Source organism: Nocardioides sp. (assembly GCF_004803405.1).
Lineage (GTDB): Bacteria > Actinomycetota > Actinomycetes > Propionibacteriales > Nocardioidaceae > Nocardioides > Nocardioides vastitatis.
This window is the reverse complement of the sequence record NZ_SSXI01000062.1, coordinates 1,375-17,589: the sequence shown is the minus strand read 5'-3', so window position 1 is coordinate 17,589 and position 16,215 is coordinate 1,375. Positions and strand designations below refer to the sequence as shown.

The following is a 16,215-nucleotide window of genomic DNA, read 5'->3' as shown; positions in this document are numbered from 1 at the left end:
CCGGCTATCTCGCTGCTGGACACGACGTCAGGACTCTCCCCTGGTGAGGGCCAGGAACTCCGCACGGGTCGTCGGGTCGTCCTTGAAGACGCCGCGCAAGACGGACGTGACCATGTTCGCGCCGGGTTTCCGCACACCACGATGCGACATGCAGCCATGAGTTGCGCGGATCAGACACGCCGCACCTGCCGGGGCGAGCAGTGACATGATCGCGTCCGTCACCTGGCTGGTGAGCCGCTCCTGGACCTGGGGGGCGGCGGCGAAGTGGTCGAGCAGTCGGGGCAGCTTCGACAGGCCCACCACCCGCCCGCCCACGGGGACGTAGGCGATCCATGCGCTGCCGGGAAACGGCAGGAGGTGGTGCTCGCATACGCTGACGAACGGGACGGGACCGACGGCCACCATCTGATCGGACGGGTAGCTCACCCCGTCGAACGTGACGCCGAGGATGTCGGCGGGGTCAGTGCTGGAGGTGCCCATCTCCAGCATCGCCTTGACGAACCGGGCGGGGGTGGTGGTCACACCGGTGTCAGAGGCGGCGTCGCGGCCCATGAGGCGCAGGAGGGCGGCGGCTCCTGCCTCGGCGGTGGCGATGTCGTCTCCGGTGGTGCGGGCCACGTGTCCGTGGGTCATCTGGTCGGCTCGGTACACACCGGGGGCGGGCCACGACAAGCAGTTCTCGGCGTGCATCGCTTCCGGGCGGGTATCGCAGCACATCCGGGACCGCTCGACCGTGACTCGGTCCTGGGATGCGTCGGGGATCGGGAACCTAGTCATCAGACACCTCTGCGGTCGTCGTACGTCAGGACGTGGAGTCGGGTGGTGAGGTTGTATCCGTGGTCACGGATACGTGGGGCGAGGTCGCGTTGGGCATCGAGGACGGCTTGGGCGCTGCGGCCTTCCGGCATGATCCACACGTGGGCTGCGTCAATTTTCATACGGGCGCACAGGCTATGAACGCTCGCCAGGTCGGCTTCGTCGCGGCACACGAACTTGAACGCGGCGGCTCCCTGATCGCACAGCTCGCGCCACGCGGTGAGGGCGCGCGGGTTGAGACGGCGGTGTTCGGGGTCGCGGGTGCCGACCTTTGGGCTGGCGGTGAAGTGCTGAACGCGTTCGACTAGCCAGTCCGGCGGGGGGATGGTGCCGTTCGTCTCGACGTGCCAGCTCACAAATGGGGTGCAGTCGAGGAGGACGCCGAGGGCGCAGGCGGGGGTGCGCTTGGCGTGCAGGAGTGGCTCCCCGCCGGACAGGACCATGACGTCCACGTCGAGATTGGTGACGGCCGTGGCGATGTCCGCGACAGCGGTGGGTGGGCACTCGGCGGTCACGTCATGCCGGGCGCGGTCCCACGTGTAGGGGGTGTCGCACCACTCGCACGTCAGGTTGCACTCACCGAGTCGGACGAAACCGCAACGCCGGCCGGCGTAGGGTCCCTCGCCTTGCCACGTCGGGCCGAACACCTCGGAAAGCGGGAGGGTGAGCGTGCGGGCAGCGGTCGTCGTCGAGGGCGTCCGACATGGATCGACACGAAGCGGCCTTCCTTGCGGGCGCGGAGTTGCTGCCCGGGCTTGGCGCGGCAGAAGGGGCACTTCGAGGCCGGGCTGGGCAACGATGCGGGCGCGCTGCTTGTCGGAGACGGCGGGCAGGTCCGTGTTTTCGGTCATTGCCCTCTCCAAGTGGCGTGATTGACGGCCGTCTCTTGCACGTCCACCCGCGCGAGCCGGACGCCGCGTTGTTCCTCGCCGGTCGAGCAGAGATGGTCGATCATCACGCGGGCCAGGAGTGTGGCGACGTTCTCAACGGTTGGCCACAGCAGCCCGGCGGTGTACGCCCCGTGGGTGGGAGCTCCGAACGGGTACGTCTTGCCGTGCGCGGCGAGCAGTTCCAGAAGCGGGTCGTCCACGCCGAGCATCAGCCCGTGGTCGAGGTGCGTGTCCACCCACGACCGGAGGTGCTTCTTCAACGCCGCGAACTCGACCAGCACCCCGGTGCTGGGGGCGATGGGCCCGGCGACGGTGACCTCCACCGACCAAGAGTGTCCGTGGAGGCTCTGACACTTCCCGTCCAGGTGCGGCAGGCGGTGTCCGGCCTCCCACGTGTGACGGACGGCGACGGTCTGACTCACAATGCGCCCTTTCCGGCAATGGCGGTGCGCCAAAGGCCGTGGTCGTCGTACCCGGTCGGGCCGTCCAGCCCGGTGAGGTGGAACACCTCCGCCCGTTCGACGCAGGTGCCGCACCGTCCGCAGTGGTGGGTGCGGCCCACGTGGCAAAGCCAGGTGAGATAACGGGGGCTGCGGCCGATCGGTGGGGTAATGATGGATATTCGAGTTCGGCGCGAACGGGTCGCCGAAGCTGTCCGAGACATCGGACGTTCCTTCCGAGAACAGGCTGTGCACGGGAATGACGAAAGCGCCGGGCGTAATCCGACCACGGATCAACGCTAGGGCTACAATTCGATTAACATTGTCTTAATTCCTCACGAACTCTGGCTTTGCTGGATAGGTGCCGCAACAGGCCGCTGCCAGCGCTAGGCTGGCAGGAAGTCCTGAACGAGGCGACCCGAGCATGACAATTGGGCATGACGATTCCTTCGGTCGAATGCGTCGCAATTCGCTATCAGCGCCCGATGCGCGAGCCGTTGAAGATTCCCACTCAAATATCAAAATAGGAATAGACTCAGTTCGATTTCACCCGGCCTTGGTCCATAGATCACCCCCATCAAATCGGGAGACAGTAAGAGTCCAGGGACTGGTGGAGTTCGAGGCAAGGCCGCGGAGACTCTCCGTCAGCGGCCCGAAGTCACGGGCACTACTCATTCGAACCCCACAGAAGGTCAAGGTCGGGTTCGTGGATGACGTCCAGGCGCTTATCGGCGGCGTATGCCGCGGGCTCGGGCACGACCAGCCGTCGCAGCCGCCGCTCAATGGCGCTGGGGTGGACGTCGTCGATCGGGTCGGTGTCGTCGTAGTTCATCGCGGTGTCCCTTCTCAGGCCCGGGGCCGGGCGGTCGGCGACGGGACGCGTGCCCGGGATGTCGCGCTGCTGGCCGGGCGGCTTGGGAACGAAGGACTCGTCCAGCTCGGCGGCGATGCCGCGCATCTGGGTCTGGTATCGCTCCCACTCGCGGGGGTGGATGCCGTCCTGCAAGGCCGAGGCGACGATGGCGGCCATGGAGTAGGGCCGGTCGGCGGGCACCTGGTCCAGAGCGCACCAGGCCTTGGCGCCGTCGCCATGCAGCCAGCTGGCGAAGCCAAGCATGGAGGCCGGGGTCGCGCGGACCCTCGTCCGGACCGCGGCGCCCGCAATCGTCTAGTACCCGCGTGGGGGCTACTAATAGGCCGGCCGACCATGGGAGTTCGAGCTCATCCGGACAGCCGATGCGACGCACCTGACCGAGGTCGCGCATGCCGTGGCAGCGAACTTGATCGCATCCCATGCGAGCACCAGAACGACGATGTTGAGCCAGCCTGTGGCACCGGTCTCGACCGCCAGGTGAAGCGTCAGCACCACTAAGGCGCACGCAAATGCAAGCGCGCCGAGCGCAGCCGCCATGCGGAGTGCCGGCCTCGAGGCACGGACGCGGCGGATGAGGGAGTTGGACGGGGCGTAGGCGTGGAGGAGGGCTTGCGACACGGTGACGACGATGATGGCGGGCACCGCGATGAGCAGGAGCAACATGGGGACCTCCGGGGCTGGCTGCCGATGAACCCCCTGCATAGGTAGAACCGTGGGTTCCACCGAACCGAACCCAGCCGCTTGTGGATTGAGGCGGCAGGGACGGCCCTATAGCGCGAAGACAGCCTGAACGTCGGCGGCGACCCCAGGCCTGACCGGTGGCGCCTGAGCGGCGCTGTCCACTGCACGTCGCGCGGCTTGTAGAGCACGTCGCCGACTGGCCCGTTGGGCATCGGTCGACGCTCCTCCTCCGACGGGCAGGGCCGAAAAAGCCTTGTACCGGTCGCGGTATGCGGCCACCGTGGCTGCGTCGGGCCGCCATGCGGCCATGTCGGCCGGTGCAGCGGGCGGTTCGCCCAATCGACGCACCCACTCGGCGCCGTCCGTGAGGGCAGCCTCGACCAGCGCGGCCGCGCGCGCCTCGATGAGTTGCTTGCGCTCCTTGATCGCCTGGCGATCCTCGTCTCTCATGGCACCGAGAGGCTCCGGGAGGAGCCCGGCGATCAGTCTCGGGCGAAGGCGGCATCCCCGCGGTAGCGACGCCGATACCCGGTCCAGGCGGTAGCGGAGGACCGCAGCGATATCGTCGGCGTCGTCCAGGCCGTGCTGGCTGACGACTCCCGGCATCAGGGTGTTCAGGTCGTGGTGGTAGGCCTCAGCCCGGCGGAGAGACGCGGTGAGCGGCCCGAAGGCACTCGACTGGACGACCGCCTCGTGCTGTTCAGGCGTGAGACCGGACCGCCGCAGGAGCTCTACGAAACGCTCGTGTTGGGCGTCTGACGCGATCGTCTCGAGTTCGGCGGCGAGGCGGTCGATGCCGCCGTGGATCGCGTACTCAGCCTCCATCGTCTGGTGTGCGGACATGCTTGCTCCGCTGTGCTGGAGCACCCCGAATAGCACGGTGCGAGCCGTGACGTCATCAGGCTCGGGAGTCGAATGGCTGTCGTCCGGCTGGTCGAGCGCGACGTAGGCGAGGTTCGACTCCCGGCCGCGACTCATGGACACGTAGAGGTTCTCCCTGGTCGTCGACGGTGTGACGACGACATGGGAGGTATCGACGGTGATCCCCTGAGCCCGATGAGCGGTGACGGCATACCCGAGGTCTACGTACTCGCTGATGTAGTCGGGCGGCAGCACCGTCTTCCCTCGACGTCGTGGATCGAGCCGGTCGACCAGCATCGAGCCGTCGCGGCGCATGCCGACCACCCGCCACCGATCGCCGTTCTTGACCCAGCCACCACGGGAGGTTCGCAGGGTGCGCTCGTTGCGCCGGGTGATGACGACATCCCCAACCGAGGCGCTGTTGCCGGCGGCCAGCGAGACCTCTCGACCATCGACGGCACCGTCGAGCAGCAGCCGTTCGGCGCGCGCCCGCTCGTTCAGACTTCGTACAGCGTGGGAAGACTCGGTCACGAGAATGCTTGCCTTTCCGGTCCTGCAGTCCGCGCGCCACGCCTCGTACGCTCGGTCGAGCATCTCGTCGGTTAGTCCTTCGCGGACTCGCTTCTGGCGGACGTAGGTCGAGATGATCTCGACCTCACCGCGGCGAAGGGCGAGGGAAGCGTGCTTCTCCCACTCGTCACGAAGCGATGGATGTCGGTCAGTTCAGGGGCGTCGGTGCGGCGGTCGACCAGAAGTGCGAAGGCGCCCCCGGCTTCGACGGACTGCAGTTGATAGGGGTCGCCGACGAGCAGGACCTTGGCTCCGGCGGCCTGTGCGATGGCACTGATCCGGTCGAGCGTGGTGGTTCCCGCGAGCGTGGCCTCGTCGATGATCACGAGTTGCCTGGCGTGCAGATCTGTGCGTCCCTGCTCGTACTCATGCAGCCACTTCGCCGTGTTGTCACAGGCGACCCGGAGGTCGTCGGCCAGTGCCTGCGCAGCTGTCGCGGAGGTCGCCAGCCCGATGACGCTGCCCTGCCCATGCTCGACGATCCACGCGGAACGGAGGGCGCGCATCGTTGTCGTCTTGCCGGCGCCCGCGGGGCCAACAAGCAGGTCCACCTGACGGCCTGACGCGGTGATGCTCTCGAGCGCGGTCCGCTGTTGGGTGCTGAGGCGACCGTTCGAATTCCTCACCACCCGCGCCAGCGTGCTGCCCCGCACGGTCGGCGCGGTCGTGGCTTCCGCACGGTCCAGGAGTCGTGCTTCTGCCTCGATGATCGCGGTCGATGAGTACTTGGTCGAGTGCCGCGGCCGGAAGAGGCTCGTGCCGTCCTCTCGCTGGAAGCGGATCGGGCTGCTCGCGAGCTCCGGTGGCGTCAGAGACACCGACTGACGCTGAGCTGCGTCGACCACCATGGAGACGACCGCCTCGCGGTCGGCGGTGGTCGCGAACCGGAGGTCCATCGTCTGCCTCGACGCCTCGGCCATGAGGTTCCAGTGGTTCCACACCGCCCGCTTGACCTCCACCGCGGCCACAACGTCGGCGCCGATCGCCTCGATCGCTGCCAGTGGAACGTCGTCGACGGTGAGCGGAGCGCAACCTGCACCAAGGAGCGTTGCTGCCCAGGCCGTTGCATCGGCGCCCAGTCGCTCGGATGCGCGTCGTCGCCACTCGGCGGTCAGGTCAGCGAGCGACCGCACCTGCTTGGGTGGGCGGGTCGCCAAGGTCGCCTGGGCGCGTAGCTCCACGATGGTCTTGGGCGAAGGGATCCGCCCGTGCCGTGCGACGTACTCGGCGATGAGTTCGTCCTTCTTGAGCTCGATCTCGCGGGTGCGGCCCGAGAACTCTGCGATGAGCTCATCGCTGATGCCGGCGACCTCCCACTGGGGGTTGCGGTCGGCGCCGCGTTGACGCAGTTCCCACTCGACCCCGATGTCTCGGCTGAGACGGTCGGCGAGCAGGGCGTTGTAGTGCGCTGACAGTCCCGTGACGGAGGAGAACACCGGGCGGCCGTCGAGGCTGCGCCACTGTCCGTCCGTCACGGTCAGCACTTTGTTGGACACCACCTCCCAGGCGCGCAACAAGTGGGGAGAGCACGCAGCCAGTGCGATCTGGGACGCCTCGATCGTCAAGGTCATACTCGGTGGAGCATCCGCGTCAAAGGACCTCCAGGAGCTGTCCGTACTCATCGGCGAACACGATGAGCGCTCCAACACCGTCACGATCAGCGACCATGGCACCCGCTCTCTTCAGCGGTCGACCCGACGTGCGGCTGTCATGCCGCCCGAGCGCATCCGCACACTCCCCTTCGGTACCGGCCTGATCCTGCTCCGGAGCGCACTGCCCATCGTGACGGAACTTCGCCGGTGGACCAGTCGGCATCGGCCGCAAGCCCCGCACCGTTCCGCCCAATAGCGGCGCCCCACAACGCCCACTATGACGCTTGAGGAGTCGCAATTCGTCCCGCCTCCTCGCTAGGAGTGCGGAATTTGCGGTATCGCTATGAATACAATTCCGGCCGCCCCCGCGAGATAGATCACCGGTATTGCGATCCGGGCCGTGACCGCTCGCCGTCGAGCGAGCTTCAATGTTTCGCCACTTGCCAGAGCATCCGCTTGCGCAGGAGACAGAAGTGGTGATCCTTGTCGAAGGTCAGACGCGAGATTCTTCAACGGCACCGAAGCAAGGGGGCCCTCCAGGGCGACGGATACGATCGCTAAGAAGATCAGGAAGCCCGCAACGGCGCGCAACAAGTTTTCTCCGACGCTCGCGTCGAGGGTTGTTCCCGCTCGCGCGATCAGAACGGCGCCGACGGCGACGATGGATGCCAAAGCGCGCTCAGACGACGCCTTAATCATTTCCTGCACGCTTTTCAACGTCTGTCTCGCAGCCTCTAGAGCGTTTGCGTGGGCGTCGCGGTAACCCTTTACAGCTTCAGCGACAGCGTCGGCGCGGAGTCCCGAGTACACGATCTCAGCGCTCACGCGAACGTCATCAAGCGCCTCGATGAGTTCGTCGTTGCTCTGGAGAGATGCAACCTGCTGGACTGCCAGCAGGCGATCTGGACTCGGCTCTGAAAAAGTCCAGTTGAAGAGTTGGAGAGGAGTACGGGTGTTGATTCGCCCAGATAGTTCGATCGTTGTGCTTCGAAGGCCCCGAAAGGTGAGTCGTGGGGTCCCGCCGATCAACCGAACGTCACTCGCGAGGAAGCATAGGGCCGCCGCGGCGGCCGAGCCCTCAAGTAAGGCCAGGAGGCTTGACCATGAGCCGGACCCATCTTGCGGCGGCAGCCCTGCGGCAGGGAGGAGATCTGACGGTGTGGGCAGCTCCAGCAGGTCGTACGGTGTCTCGACAGGTGTTGGGGGTTGTATGGCAGCAACCTTGTGAAAGACCGTTTCGGCACCAGCGAATGACACCGTCCCAAGGTCTACCTGCTCGGCGGGAGCGTCGAGTGCCACGAAAGTGCGGCGGCCGGTAGCTGGCACGAGTGTGCGCAGTACCCAGTACGGCGTTGTGTCGAAGGCGTCTTGAATCGTTGCTATGCGCCGCGTCACGCGGACGTCACCGACATCTCTGGCGACCACTCTCCCCAGATCGATCTCGGCCTCGGCATGCCATTCGAACGGCAACCGCACGGCGGCCTCGACGTGCCCAGCCCACACTTCCTCAGCCAGGCGCAGCTCCGAAGGGTCATCGAACAGATCCCTCGGCGTGTCGTTGGGCAGCTGATCTAGTGAGAGCGCGCCGTTGCGTCGACGTAGCCGAAGAGTCGTCACTCCTCTCCGGGTCTGCTGCACGGATAGGTGACATCTGATCTGCGTCGATGTGTGTCGGCGCTGGAAGGATGTGCACCATGCCGAAGGCGTTCCCCAAGGAGTTCCGCGAGGACGTGATCCGGGTCTACCGCGACTCGGACGCCTCGATGGCTCAGGTCGCGAAGGACTTCGGCATCTCGCCGTCATGCCTGAAGCGATGGCTGAGCATTGACGATCGGAAGTCGGCTTCGCCGTCGCCGTCGGGGCGGGCTGCGAACGGGTCTGAGGAACTGCGCGAGGCGAACAAGCGGATCAAGCTCCTCGAGCAGGAGAACGAGGTCCTGCGCCGGGCGGCTGCCTACCTGTCGCAAGCCCATCTGCCGGGAAAATGATGTACCCGCTCGTCCGCGAGCTGGCCGGCGATGGGATCCCCGTCGCGGTGACGTGCCGGGTGCTCAACCTCGCTCGCCAGCCCTACTACCGCTGGCTTGCCAACCCGGTCACCGCTGCCGAGCTGACCGCGGCGTACCGGGCTAACGCCCTGTTCGACGCTCACCGGGACGACCCCGAGTTCGGCTACCGGTTCCTGGTCGATGAGGCCAAAGAGGTCGGTGAACCGATGGCCGAACGGACCGCGTGGAAGCTCTGCTCCGAGCTTGGCTGGTGGTCCGCGTTCGGGAAGAAGCGGGGGAAGAACGGCAAGAAGCCGGGACCGCCGGTCCACGACGACCTGTGCGCGGCGACCGATGACAAGGGCAGGGTCCGGCACGAGTTCACCGCCGACGCGCCGAACGAGCTGTGGCTCGGCGACATCACCGAGCACTGGACCGGGGAAGGCAAGCTGTATGTCTGCGCGATCAAGGATGTCTACTCCAACCGGATCGTCGGCTACTCGATCGACTCACGGATGAAGTCCCGGCTCGCGGTCGCCGCGCTGGACCACGCGGTCGCCCGGCGCGGGGACGTGGCCGGTTGTGTCCTGCACACCGACCGCGGGTCCCAATTTCGCAGTCGCAAGTTCGTCCACGCGCTCAACCGTCACGACATGGTCGGGTCGATGGGGCGGGTCGGCGCCGCCGGCGACAACGCCGCCATGGAGTCGTTCTTCTCGCTGCTGCAGAAGAACGCCCTCGACCGAAGGACCTGGAACACCCGCGAGGAACTGCGGATCGCCATCGTCCGGTGGATCGAGCGCACCTATCACCGTCGCCGGCGGCAGGCCGGGCTCGGCCGGTTGACCCCGGTCGAATACGAGTTGATCATGACCCCGACCGCCACCCAGGCGGCCTAACCGAAACTGTCACCCGTTCGTGCAGCAGACCCCAGTCGCGGCCAGCGCACCTATCTCCTGAGCGCGGCGCGCTGGGCGCCGCCGGCGTCAGGAGTCTTCATGTCGATCCCCACTCAGATGAGCCTGGTCGGCTTCATCGCATCCGTACCCGAGCTGCACTTCACCAAGGCCGGCGCCGAGTGCTGCCGAATGCGCGTCGGCATCGAGCAGTGGCGCAAGGAGGTCGACGGCAGCTTCACGAAGCTCGACCCGACCTTCCACGACATGGTCGCCTTCGAGAGCACCGCCCGCGAGACCTACGCCCGCTTCCGCAAGGGCGACTCCTTCGTGGCGAGCGGCTACGTCCACGAGTACGAGGTCGACGGCCGCGAGGGCAGTGTCATCAAGGAGGAGTTCGTGGCCCGCAAGATCGGGCACAACGTCAACAAGACCGACTACGTCGTCCAGCGCGGCCGGCACGCCGCTGACCGGTCCCTGACGGCTGTGCCCCAGCCGCCCGCTGTCGGTCTCTGATCGGACTCGGCCATGAGTCCGTACCCGGACGAGCCCGACGAGCCGGACGGCTACCGCAGCGTGACCGATCTCCTGGAGCGCCCGCCGGTTCCGATCAACTGGACCCTGCTGGACGCGGAGCAGGCCGAGATCGAGTGGCACGACCTGGACCAATGGGTCAGGTGGCTCAAGAGCACGTTCGGGCTCACGCCGAACATCGTGCCGCCGTACTGGCACCGCCACGACGAGCTCGTCTGGGAACTCTCGGCCTTGCACTGCCACTGGCTCAGCTGCTACCACGAGTCGGCGTCACCGTCGGCACCCATCAGTTGGATGCGGGAGTTCGCCGAGGCTCGCGCCCGTCTGCGGGACTGGGTCTCGATCTGCGGCACTCGGCTCGACCGCGACCGGCCCACGCGGCAGACCACTTGGCCCGGCGAGCTGCCCGCTGACGCCGGCGGAGAGATCGAGATCCGCGACCGGAACAAGGACTTCGCCGACTTCGTCCGCGAAGACGTTCTGCGCCGTCGCCGGATCGAGGCGATCGCGAATCAGCAACTCGTTGGGTGAGCCGGATCTGTGCCATGGCCGAGTCGCGCCCACGTTCGTCCACAGCTTTCGCGCCGCCCGGGGCCGGAGAGCGATCACTGGCGCATGGTCGATTCCCGACCCCTGAAGGAGGGAACATGCTTCTCTCTCACGCACAGACCCTCGCGCAGGCCCGGTCGTGCGTCGCGGCACTCGCCGACCGGGCTCTGACCATCGAGGCGTCGTCCGCGTACGAGCGGGTGCTGCTGGAACTCGACCGCGTCCACGGCGACGACTGCCCGGCGCTCGACACCGAGGACCTCACCGACGACCGCGACATCCTGCTCGCCGTCGCGAGCAACGCCATGGAGGAGCTCGAGAACTACGGAGTAGACCCCCTCTCGGTCGAGCTCATCTTGGCGCTGCTCGTCGAGCCGCACGATCTGGACATCGGCTGATGTACGGCGAGAACGGTGCCCAGATGCGCACGGAGTTGGCTGCGCTCCTGCGCCAGCACCGGGTGCTGCACCGGCTCGCCGCTGACTCGCCCGTCGAGCGGGCTGAGGTCGGGCAGCAGATCCTTCGCTTTCGGCGCACGCTCGTCGTCTGGTGCGCGCAAGCCATCCGTGTGGCACAGCCGCTCACGTTTTCGAACATCCCGCAGAAGCCGGCGGACCCCTTTCGCGCGACGAACGATCATGGCGCGGCAGTGACCGAGCTGGCGCGCGCCCTGGAACAAGCGCGCGATCAGGCAACGACGTCGGCCGCGTCCAGCACGGAGCTCGCGACGTCGAGCTTGAACGACGTTGTCGAGCACTGGCGCTTGGCGGCACGGGCCGCGGCACTTGCCGAGCACGACACTGCGCCCGACCTTGCGGTTCACCTCACCGCAGCCCAGGCCCGAACTATCGCCGGCGACGTCGCGGCGATCAGCCAAGCACTGGTCGTGCTCGATCGTCGCTACCGGACCACGCCCGACTGGGAGTCGCTCGCTGGCTGCGATCGGCTTGGGTGGGCGGCACTCGCTACGGCGCTCGACGTCAGCCTGGGGCAGCCCGACTATAGCGTCGACCAGACCGGCTGGCGGCCGCGGACCAAGTCGATCCGGGGGCCGGCCAAGCCGGGAGTCCTTGGAGTGCTCCAGGCCGAGCACAACCTCCTGGTCCGCCTGAACTCGTTCCCGAACGCCATGAACCTGCGCCTGATCGTGGACTCTCAGCGCCTGCTCACCGCCCAACTCATTCCGTACGCCGAGCGGGTCGATCCCGAGCTGGCCGAGCAATGGCGAGCCCGGACCGCGACGTTCTCGCGGATCCAGCGCGAGCTGCGCAACGTCGGCGGAAGTCTCGGCAATGGGGCCGGCGCCACCTCTGAGGCCGCGAACGCGGTCGGCCGAATGAGGGCGTTGCCGTCCGGCACCGTGATCGGTCCGCGGATGCTCGGCGGCTTCCAGACGCTTTTTCGCCGCATCGACGAACGCATCAGCGATGTCCTCGAAACCGGTGTCGAGCGCGGGGCGTTCGTCCAGCGGGTGACCGTCCCTCGGCTGGTGAGCGGCGAGGGGCGGCTGGTCCACCCGGTTCGCGAGCGCTTCGTGCCCGTCACCCGCGCCGCCAACCTCGCGGTCATCAAAACCGCACGTGAGCAGCTGCGGCCTCGGCCCGAGCCCGACGTGGCGTCGCCGGGCGCGAGCCGGGTCGATCTCCATGCCGCTCTCGTCCACCGGCCGACCAGCCGGGACACCCCAGGCGCGCGCCAGTTGTGAGCAGGCGGTTCCGTGCCTAGCGACGTGGGGATGGCGGCAGATTCGGGGTGCGGCTGGCCTGGCGTGGCGCACCTCCGACACGTTCCGCCGCACTCCTTACGGGGCGGAACCCGACCGGTGGACCCTGTGTGGATGCTAGGCGACGGCGTCATCGTCGCTTTCGCGGTCGACCGAGGCGAGCAGGTCGCCCTCGCGGTCCGCCGGAGGGGTTGTCAGCAGCGATCCGTCCGCCTGGGCGGGCCGCAGCGTGCGTTCCAGGTGATCGGCTGGCGTCAAGTCGACGGCTCGGTCCGGCTCGATGTAGTGGCCCTCGGTGATCACCGTGGAGGCGTGTCCGAGGAATGCGGCGGCCGCGTCGGTCCCGATGCCACGCGCGATGACCGTCGCCCCCGTGCGTCGGAACCAGCGCAGGCTGATGCCGCTGCCTCCGAGTCCCGCGAGGTGGAGGAACTCCCGGAAGGTGCGGCGGACGTTGTACGGGCTGAGCGGGCTCCCGGTCCGGCTGGCGAAGATGGTCCGGGTCCGGGCATGGCTCGGCATGGCAGCGATCCGGCGTCGCAGCACGGCGGCCGCGAACTCGGGGACCGGGATGCGCCGGACCGAGGCGTCCGTCTTGGGCCGGTCCTGGCGCTCGGCTCCGCTGCCCCTGAGGTGCACGACGGTGCCGGTGACGCTGGCGATCATTCCCGTGGGCAGGTCCTCGATGTCACAGGGGCGTAGCGCGAGCACCTCGCCGGGACGCATGGCGGTGCCGAGCAGGACCTCGATGATGTCGCGGACCTGGCCATCGGGTTTGGGGCCGGGGAGGCCGGGTTCGCTTCGCCAAGTGGCGGCGGCCCCGCGGATCGCGGCGATCTGCGTCAGCGTCAGCGCCCGCGGTGTGGCCTTGGCCCGGCGCAGCTGGGACGTCCCTTCGACCGGGTTCCGAGCGAGGGCGTCGTGTCGCAGTGCGTAGCCGAACAGCATGTTCAACAAGGTCCGGGTCTGTCGGGCTTGCGATGCCGAGACCGTGGCCTGCTTCGCCAGGAACCACTCGACCCGGCCGGTGGTCACCTCGGCCAGCGCGTAGTGCTCGAACGTCGGCCGGACATGGAGCCGCAGGCAGGTTCGGTAGCTCTCCTTGGTGTTCCCAGCGAGGTCGCGCAGGTCGAGATCGGCCAGCCACAGATCCGCGAGCTCGGCGAACGAGCTGGTCGGCCGCAGGACACCGGCGCTCGGCAGCGAGGGCCGCTCCCGGATGCGTTCCATCAGTCGGGTGCGCGCCGCGGCTGCGGTCGGGGCCGCGGCTCGGACCTGGCGGAGTCGGCCGTCCAGATCGCGGACCCGGGTCTCGGCCACCACGCGCCCCCGGTCCCGGCGGGTGTTGATCGCACCGTGGGTGCCGATCGGGGTGCGGGGCCGTCCGGTGCGCATCAGCCGGCCTGCCGCGGGTGCCGGGGGTGCCGCTCGGCGTCGTCGGCCTCCAGCTGGCCGAGCCAGGCGTCGACCTCGCTCACCCGGAACCGGAGCTCGCGGCCGACCCGGAACCCGCGCGGGCCGCGACCCTGGCTGCGCAGGTCGTACAGGGTCTGGACGCTCACGCCGAGCTGGGCGGCGAGCTGGGACAGGGTGAGGACGGGCCCCAGACCCGTCTCGGGGTGGGTGGTGGTCTCCATGCAGACCAGGTGCGCCAGGCCTGCCGCGCGCGACCGAAAGCGGCCCAGACGGACCGAGGAGGTCGGCCGACGGACCGACTTTGTGCTGACTAAATGCTGAGAGGCCATGCTCGTCTCCTGTTTCAGGATCCGGGCCTGGCCTCTGACCAGCGGGTTTGGTGGAGCTGAGGGGATTCGAACCCCTGACCTTCTCATTGCGAACGAGACGCGCTACCAACTGCGCCACAGCCCCAAACGAGGGGAAACGGTAGCACCCACCGTTCGGCGGATCCGAATCCGGATCCGGCTCAGGCGCTCACTGCTCGTACGGAGGCTGCGACGGCTCGGCGTCCTGGTCCTCGCCGTACGACGTCTGGGCGGTGTCACCGCCGGACGAGGTGAGCGGCGGCTCCTCCTGGGTCGGCGTGGGCGGCTCGGCGTCCTGGTCGTCCTCGTCAGCGGCGTCGCCGGTCTCCCCGGACTCCCCAGGCTCCCCGAACACCGTGGACTCGCCGCGGCTGGCCCCGCCCTGCGTCGCCTCGTCGACCGACGCGCCCTCGTCCTTGAAGGACGCCCCGTCGCTGCCCTGCCGTGGGTCGGCGAACTGCGTGTCGTTGGAGACGGCGGTGGACGAGTCGCCGTACTTCTTCTCCTGCTGCTCGGTCTGCTGGGCGGCCTGTCGGTCTGCGGCGCTCTCGTTCATCCCCCAGCGTTACCCGCTGGCCGCGCCGTCACTCGGTCAGGCGCGGACTCAGGAGCCGGCGGCGCGGCGCTGCTCGGCGTCCGGCGCCTCAGGCTTGGCCCGCTGGGCCTCCGCCTCACGGGCCAGCTGGGAGTCGGCCTCGTTGCGGCCCGAGCTCCACACTCCCGTGGAGTCGAGGTCGATGGTCCGCACCGAGCGGCCGGCGGGGGCCTTGGCGACGTACGTCGGCAGCGGGACCGGCACCGGCGTCCACGCGTCGGGGTCGACCGGCGCGGCCCGGGACTCGTCGAGGAGCTCGGCGGCGACCACCGGGATCTCCTCGGTGTTGTCGCGGCCGTCGTCGAGGTGCGCCCCGTCCTCGGCTGCGATCTCCTCCTCGGCGAGGGTGCGACGCCGCTTGCGCACGGGCGTCGCCGCAGCACGGGCCGCACGCTCCCGCTTGACCATCAACCGGCAGGCGACCAGCCAGGCCGCCATCAGCGCCACTGGAGCGGCGACCCAGATCGGCGCGATGACCGCACCGATTGCGAGCCCCGCCACCGCCGCGATCGCGAGGAGCAGGATGTTGAAGACCCGGCGACGGCGCGCGGCAGCGCGGGCCGCGGTACCGGAGGAACGAGACGGACGCGGCGCAGGGGTGGACGCCGCGGGCGTCTCCTCGATCTCCGGCTCGGCATCGGCGACCGGCGCCGTGCGCTCGGCCGGCACCAGGGTGGCCTCGGTGGCCGACAGCGGCTCGCGTCGAGCCAGCACCCGCATGCGGTCGGAGAAGCCGTCGACGGAGCGACTGACCGCGTCCTCCTCGTGGTGCTTGAGCGCCTTGGGGATCAGGTAGACGGCCCACGCCACCGCCACTGCGACGAAGATCAGTGCGCTCAGGTCCACACCGAGAGGTTAGGAGCGCTAGCCGAGACTGAGGCGCATGTCCATCGGTGTGTCACAGATTGATTCCTGTGACTGTTGTGACTCGGCGATGGGCGGCCGACGCGATCAGTGCTCCGGCGTCCCCTCGAGCCGCGCCAGCACCCCGTGCGGCGCCTCCTCCTTGGTGATCGCGAAGATCCGGTGGTCGCGCCACTCGCCGTCGATGTGCAGGAACCGCGGCGCATAGCCGATCTCGCGGATGCCGAGCTTCTCCACGACTCGCAGCGAGTTGGTGTTCTCGGGCCGGATGCAGATCTCGACCCGGTGCAGTCCCGCGACGAAGAAGCAGTGGTCGATCACCATGGCGACGGCCCGCGGGATCACGCCGCGGCCGGCGAAGTCCTGGTCGATCCAATAGCCGATCGATGCGAACTGCGCGGACCCTCGCACGATGTTGTTGACGCTGACCTGCCCGGCGAACTGGCCGTCCACCTCGACCACGAAGGGGTACGTCGTGCCGCGGCGGGCGGCCTTCGCGAGCCGCTTCACCAGCGCATGAAAGGAGGCGGGCCGGGCGTCGGCACCCGGCGGCGCGGTGGCGTCCCACCGGGCCAGCCA

The 16,215-nt window shown here is 68.2% G+C and carries 19 protein-coding genes and 1 tRNA gene; 6 read left to right on the top strand and 14 right to left on the bottom strand.

The annotated features are described in order from the left end of the window. Positions 1-27 precede the first annotated feature (27 nt). The 7 genes from folE to E7Z54_RS04460 all read right to left on the bottom strand — a co-directional run bounded on the left by folE (position 28) and on the right by E7Z54_RS04460 (position 6,703). Complete coding sequence (folE, locus tag E7Z54_RS04490; protein ID WP_136431813.1) at positions 28-777, bottom strand: GTP cyclohydrolase I; 750 nt, start codon at positions 775-777, stop codon at positions 28-30. After that, complete coding sequence (locus E7Z54_RS04485; RefSeq protein ID WP_136431812.1) at positions 777-1,667, bottom strand: 7-carboxy-7-deazaguanine synthase QueE; 891 nt, start codon at positions 1,665-1,667, stop codon at positions 777-779. Before E7Z54_RS04485 ends, folE begins: the two co-directional genes overlap by 1 nt. After that, the gene (locus E7Z54_RS04480; RefSeq protein ID WP_136431811.1) at positions 1,664-2,128 is read right to left on the bottom strand and encodes a 6-pyruvoyl trahydropterin synthase family protein; all 465 of its coding nucleotides are present in this window, start codon (positions 2,126-2,128) and stop codon (positions 1,664-1,666) included. Before E7Z54_RS04480 ends, E7Z54_RS04485 begins: the two co-directional genes overlap by 4 nt. Before the next feature lie 685 nt (positions 2,129-2,813). Continuing rightward, a complete protein-coding gene (locus E7Z54_RS23965) occupies positions 2,814-3,263 on the bottom strand; it encodes a DUF4192 domain-containing protein (protein WP_240769513.1) in 450 nt (149 codons plus the stop codon). A gap of 72 nt (positions 3,264-3,335) precedes the next feature. Then, a complete protein-coding gene (locus E7Z54_RS04470; RefSeq protein WP_136431810.1) occupies positions 3,336-3,683 on the bottom strand; it encodes a hypothetical protein in 348 nt (115 codons plus the stop codon). 105 nt (positions 3,684-3,788) lie between these two features. Further along, positions 3,789-5,093, bottom strand: a complete 1,305-nt coding sequence (locus tag E7Z54_RS04465) for a TrwC relaxase (protein ID WP_136431809.1) — start codon at positions 5,091-5,093, stop codon at positions 3,789-3,791. 71 nt (positions 5,094-5,164) lie between these two features. Further along, a complete protein-coding gene (locus tag E7Z54_RS04460) occupies positions 5,165-6,703 on the bottom strand; it encodes an AAA family ATPase (RefSeq protein WP_240769512.1) in 1,539 nt (512 codons plus the stop codon). Between E7Z54_RS04460 and E7Z54_RS04455 the strand changes: the two genes are divergently transcribed. Beyond that, positions 6,618-6,980 (top strand): TraM recognition domain-containing protein, encoded by a 363-nt coding sequence (locus E7Z54_RS04455; RefSeq protein WP_240769511.1) that lies wholly within the window; start codon positions 6,618-6,620, stop codon positions 6,978-6,980. The genes E7Z54_RS04460 and E7Z54_RS04455 overlap by 86 nt on opposite strands. Positions 6,981-7,039: 59 nt before the next feature. Here the strand turns inward: E7Z54_RS04455 and E7Z54_RS04450 are convergent, their stop codons facing one another. Further along, positions 7,040-8,362, bottom strand: coding sequence for a hypothetical protein (locus tag E7Z54_RS04450; RefSeq protein ID WP_136431806.1), 1,323 nt, complete (start codon positions 8,360-8,362; stop codon positions 7,040-7,042). 56 nt (positions 8,363-8,418) lie between these two features. On the opposite strand from E7Z54_RS04450, the gene E7Z54_RS04445 reads away from it, so the two are divergent. The 5 genes from E7Z54_RS04445 to E7Z54_RS04425 all read left to right on the top strand — a co-directional run bounded on the left by E7Z54_RS04445 (position 8,419) and on the right by E7Z54_RS04425 (position 12,396). Further along, positions 8,419-9,611, top strand: a protein-coding gene (locus E7Z54_RS04445) for an IS3 family transposase (protein WP_136431805.1) whose coding sequence is annotated in 2 segments (ribosomal slippage) — positions 8,419-8,703 and positions 8,706-9,611 — 1,191 coding nt in all. Because the reading frame shifts where the segments join, the coding sequence is not laid out codon by codon here. A gap of 99 nt (positions 9,612-9,710) precedes the next feature. Next, entirely contained in the window at positions 9,711-10,124 is a 414-nt protein-coding gene (locus E7Z54_RS04440; protein ID WP_136431804.1) for a single-stranded DNA-binding protein, read from the top strand. Between the two features lie 12 nt (positions 10,125-10,136). Next, positions 10,137-10,673, top strand: coding sequence for a hypothetical protein (locus E7Z54_RS04435; RefSeq protein WP_136431803.1), 537 nt, complete (start codon positions 10,137-10,139; stop codon positions 10,671-10,673). 116 nt (positions 10,674-10,789) lie between these two features. Continuing rightward, positions 10,790-11,089, top strand: coding sequence for a hypothetical protein (locus E7Z54_RS04430; protein WP_136431802.1), 300 nt, complete (start codon positions 10,790-10,792; stop codon positions 11,087-11,089). After that, positions 11,089-12,396 (top strand): hypothetical protein, encoded by a 1,308-nt coding sequence (locus E7Z54_RS04425; protein WP_136431801.1) that lies wholly within the window; start codon positions 11,089-11,091, stop codon positions 12,394-12,396. Before E7Z54_RS04430 ends, E7Z54_RS04425 begins: the two co-directional genes overlap by 1 nt. Positions 12,397-12,531: 135 nt before the next feature. On the opposite strand, the gene E7Z54_RS04420 is transcribed toward E7Z54_RS04425, so the two are convergent. The 6 genes from E7Z54_RS04420 to E7Z54_RS04395 form a co-directional block, all read right to left on the bottom strand. Further along, entirely contained in the window at positions 12,532-13,809 is a 1,278-nt protein-coding gene (locus E7Z54_RS04420; protein WP_136431800.1) for a site-specific integrase, read from the bottom strand. Beyond that, on the bottom strand, positions 13,809-14,051 hold the full coding sequence (locus E7Z54_RS04415; RefSeq protein WP_136431799.1) for a helix-turn-helix transcriptional regulator: 243 nt from the start codon (positions 14,049-14,051) through the stop codon (positions 13,809-13,811). The genes E7Z54_RS04420 and E7Z54_RS04415 overlap by 1 nt, the downstream gene beginning before the upstream one ends. A 156-nt stretch (positions 14,052-14,207) precedes the next feature. After that, positions 14,208-14,283, bottom strand: a tRNA-Ala gene (locus E7Z54_RS04410). A 63-nt stretch (positions 14,284-14,346) separates the two neighbouring features. Beyond that, positions 14,347-14,733 carry a hypothetical protein gene (locus tag E7Z54_RS04405; RefSeq protein ID WP_136431798.1) on the bottom strand — a complete coding sequence of 129 codons (387 nt, stop codon included), beginning with the start codon at positions 14,731-14,733 and terminating at the stop codon, positions 14,347-14,349. Between the two features lie 48 nt (positions 14,734-14,781). Beyond that, positions 14,782-15,618: a divisome protein SepX/GlpR gene (gene sepX / locus E7Z54_RS04400; RefSeq protein WP_136431797.1), complete on the bottom strand. Its 837-nt coding sequence runs from the start codon at positions 15,616-15,618 to the stop codon at positions 14,782-14,784. Between the two features lie 105 nt (positions 15,619-15,723). After that, on the bottom strand, positions 15,724-16,215 hold a 492-nt coding region (locus E7Z54_RS04395), incomplete at its 5' end, for a GNAT family N-acetyltransferase (RefSeq protein ID WP_136431828.1).

What these genes read in the sequence shown, in the direction of transcription:
- E7Z54_RS04430 (WP_136431802.1), top strand. Translation starts at nt 10,790, where the DNA reads ATGCTTCTCTCTCACGCACAGACCCTCGCGCAGGCCCGGTCGTGCGTC.
- E7Z54_RS04405 (WP_136431798.1), bottom strand. Translation starts at nt 14,733, where the DNA reads ATGAACGAGAGCGCCGCAGACCGACAGGCCGCCCAGCAGACCGAGCAG.
- E7Z54_RS04485 (WP_136431812.1), bottom strand. Translation starts at nt 1,667, where the DNA reads ATGACCGAAAACACGGACCTGCCCGCCGTCTCCGACAAGCAGCGCGCC.
- E7Z54_RS04470 (WP_136431810.1), bottom strand. Translation starts at nt 3,683, where the DNA reads ATGTTGCTCCTGCTCATCGCGGTGCCCGCCATCATCGTCGTCACCGTG.
- E7Z54_RS04440 (WP_136431804.1), top strand. Translation starts at nt 9,711, where the DNA reads ATGTCGATCCCCACTCAGATGAGCCTGGTCGGCTTCATCGCATCCGTA.
- E7Z54_RS04420 (WP_136431800.1), bottom strand. Translation starts at nt 13,809, where the DNA reads ATGCGCACCGGACGGCCCCGCACCCCGATCGGCACCCACGGTGCGATC.
- E7Z54_RS04435 (WP_136431803.1), top strand. Translation starts at nt 10,137, where the DNA reads ATGAGTCCGTACCCGGACGAGCCCGACGAGCCGGACGGCTACCGCAGC.
- folE (WP_136431813.1), bottom strand. Translation starts at nt 777, where the DNA reads ATGACTAGGTTCCCGATCCCCGACGCATCCCAGGACCGAGTCACGGTC.
- E7Z54_RS04425 (WP_136431801.1), top strand. Translation starts at nt 11,089, where the DNA reads ATGTACGGCGAGAACGGTGCCCAGATGCGCACGGAGTTGGCTGCGCTC.
- E7Z54_RS04415 (WP_136431799.1), bottom strand. Translation starts at nt 14,051, where the DNA reads ATGGAGACCACCACCCACCCCGAGACGGGTCTGGGGCCCGTCCTCACC.
- E7Z54_RS23965 (WP_240769513.1), bottom strand. Translation starts at nt 3,263, where the DNA reads ATGCTTGGCTTCGCCAGCTGGCTGCATGGCGACGGCGCCAAGGCCTGG.
- E7Z54_RS04460 (WP_240769512.1), bottom strand. Translation starts at nt 6,703, where the DNA reads ATGACCTTGACGATCGAGGCGTCCCAGATCGCACTGGCTGCGTGCTCT.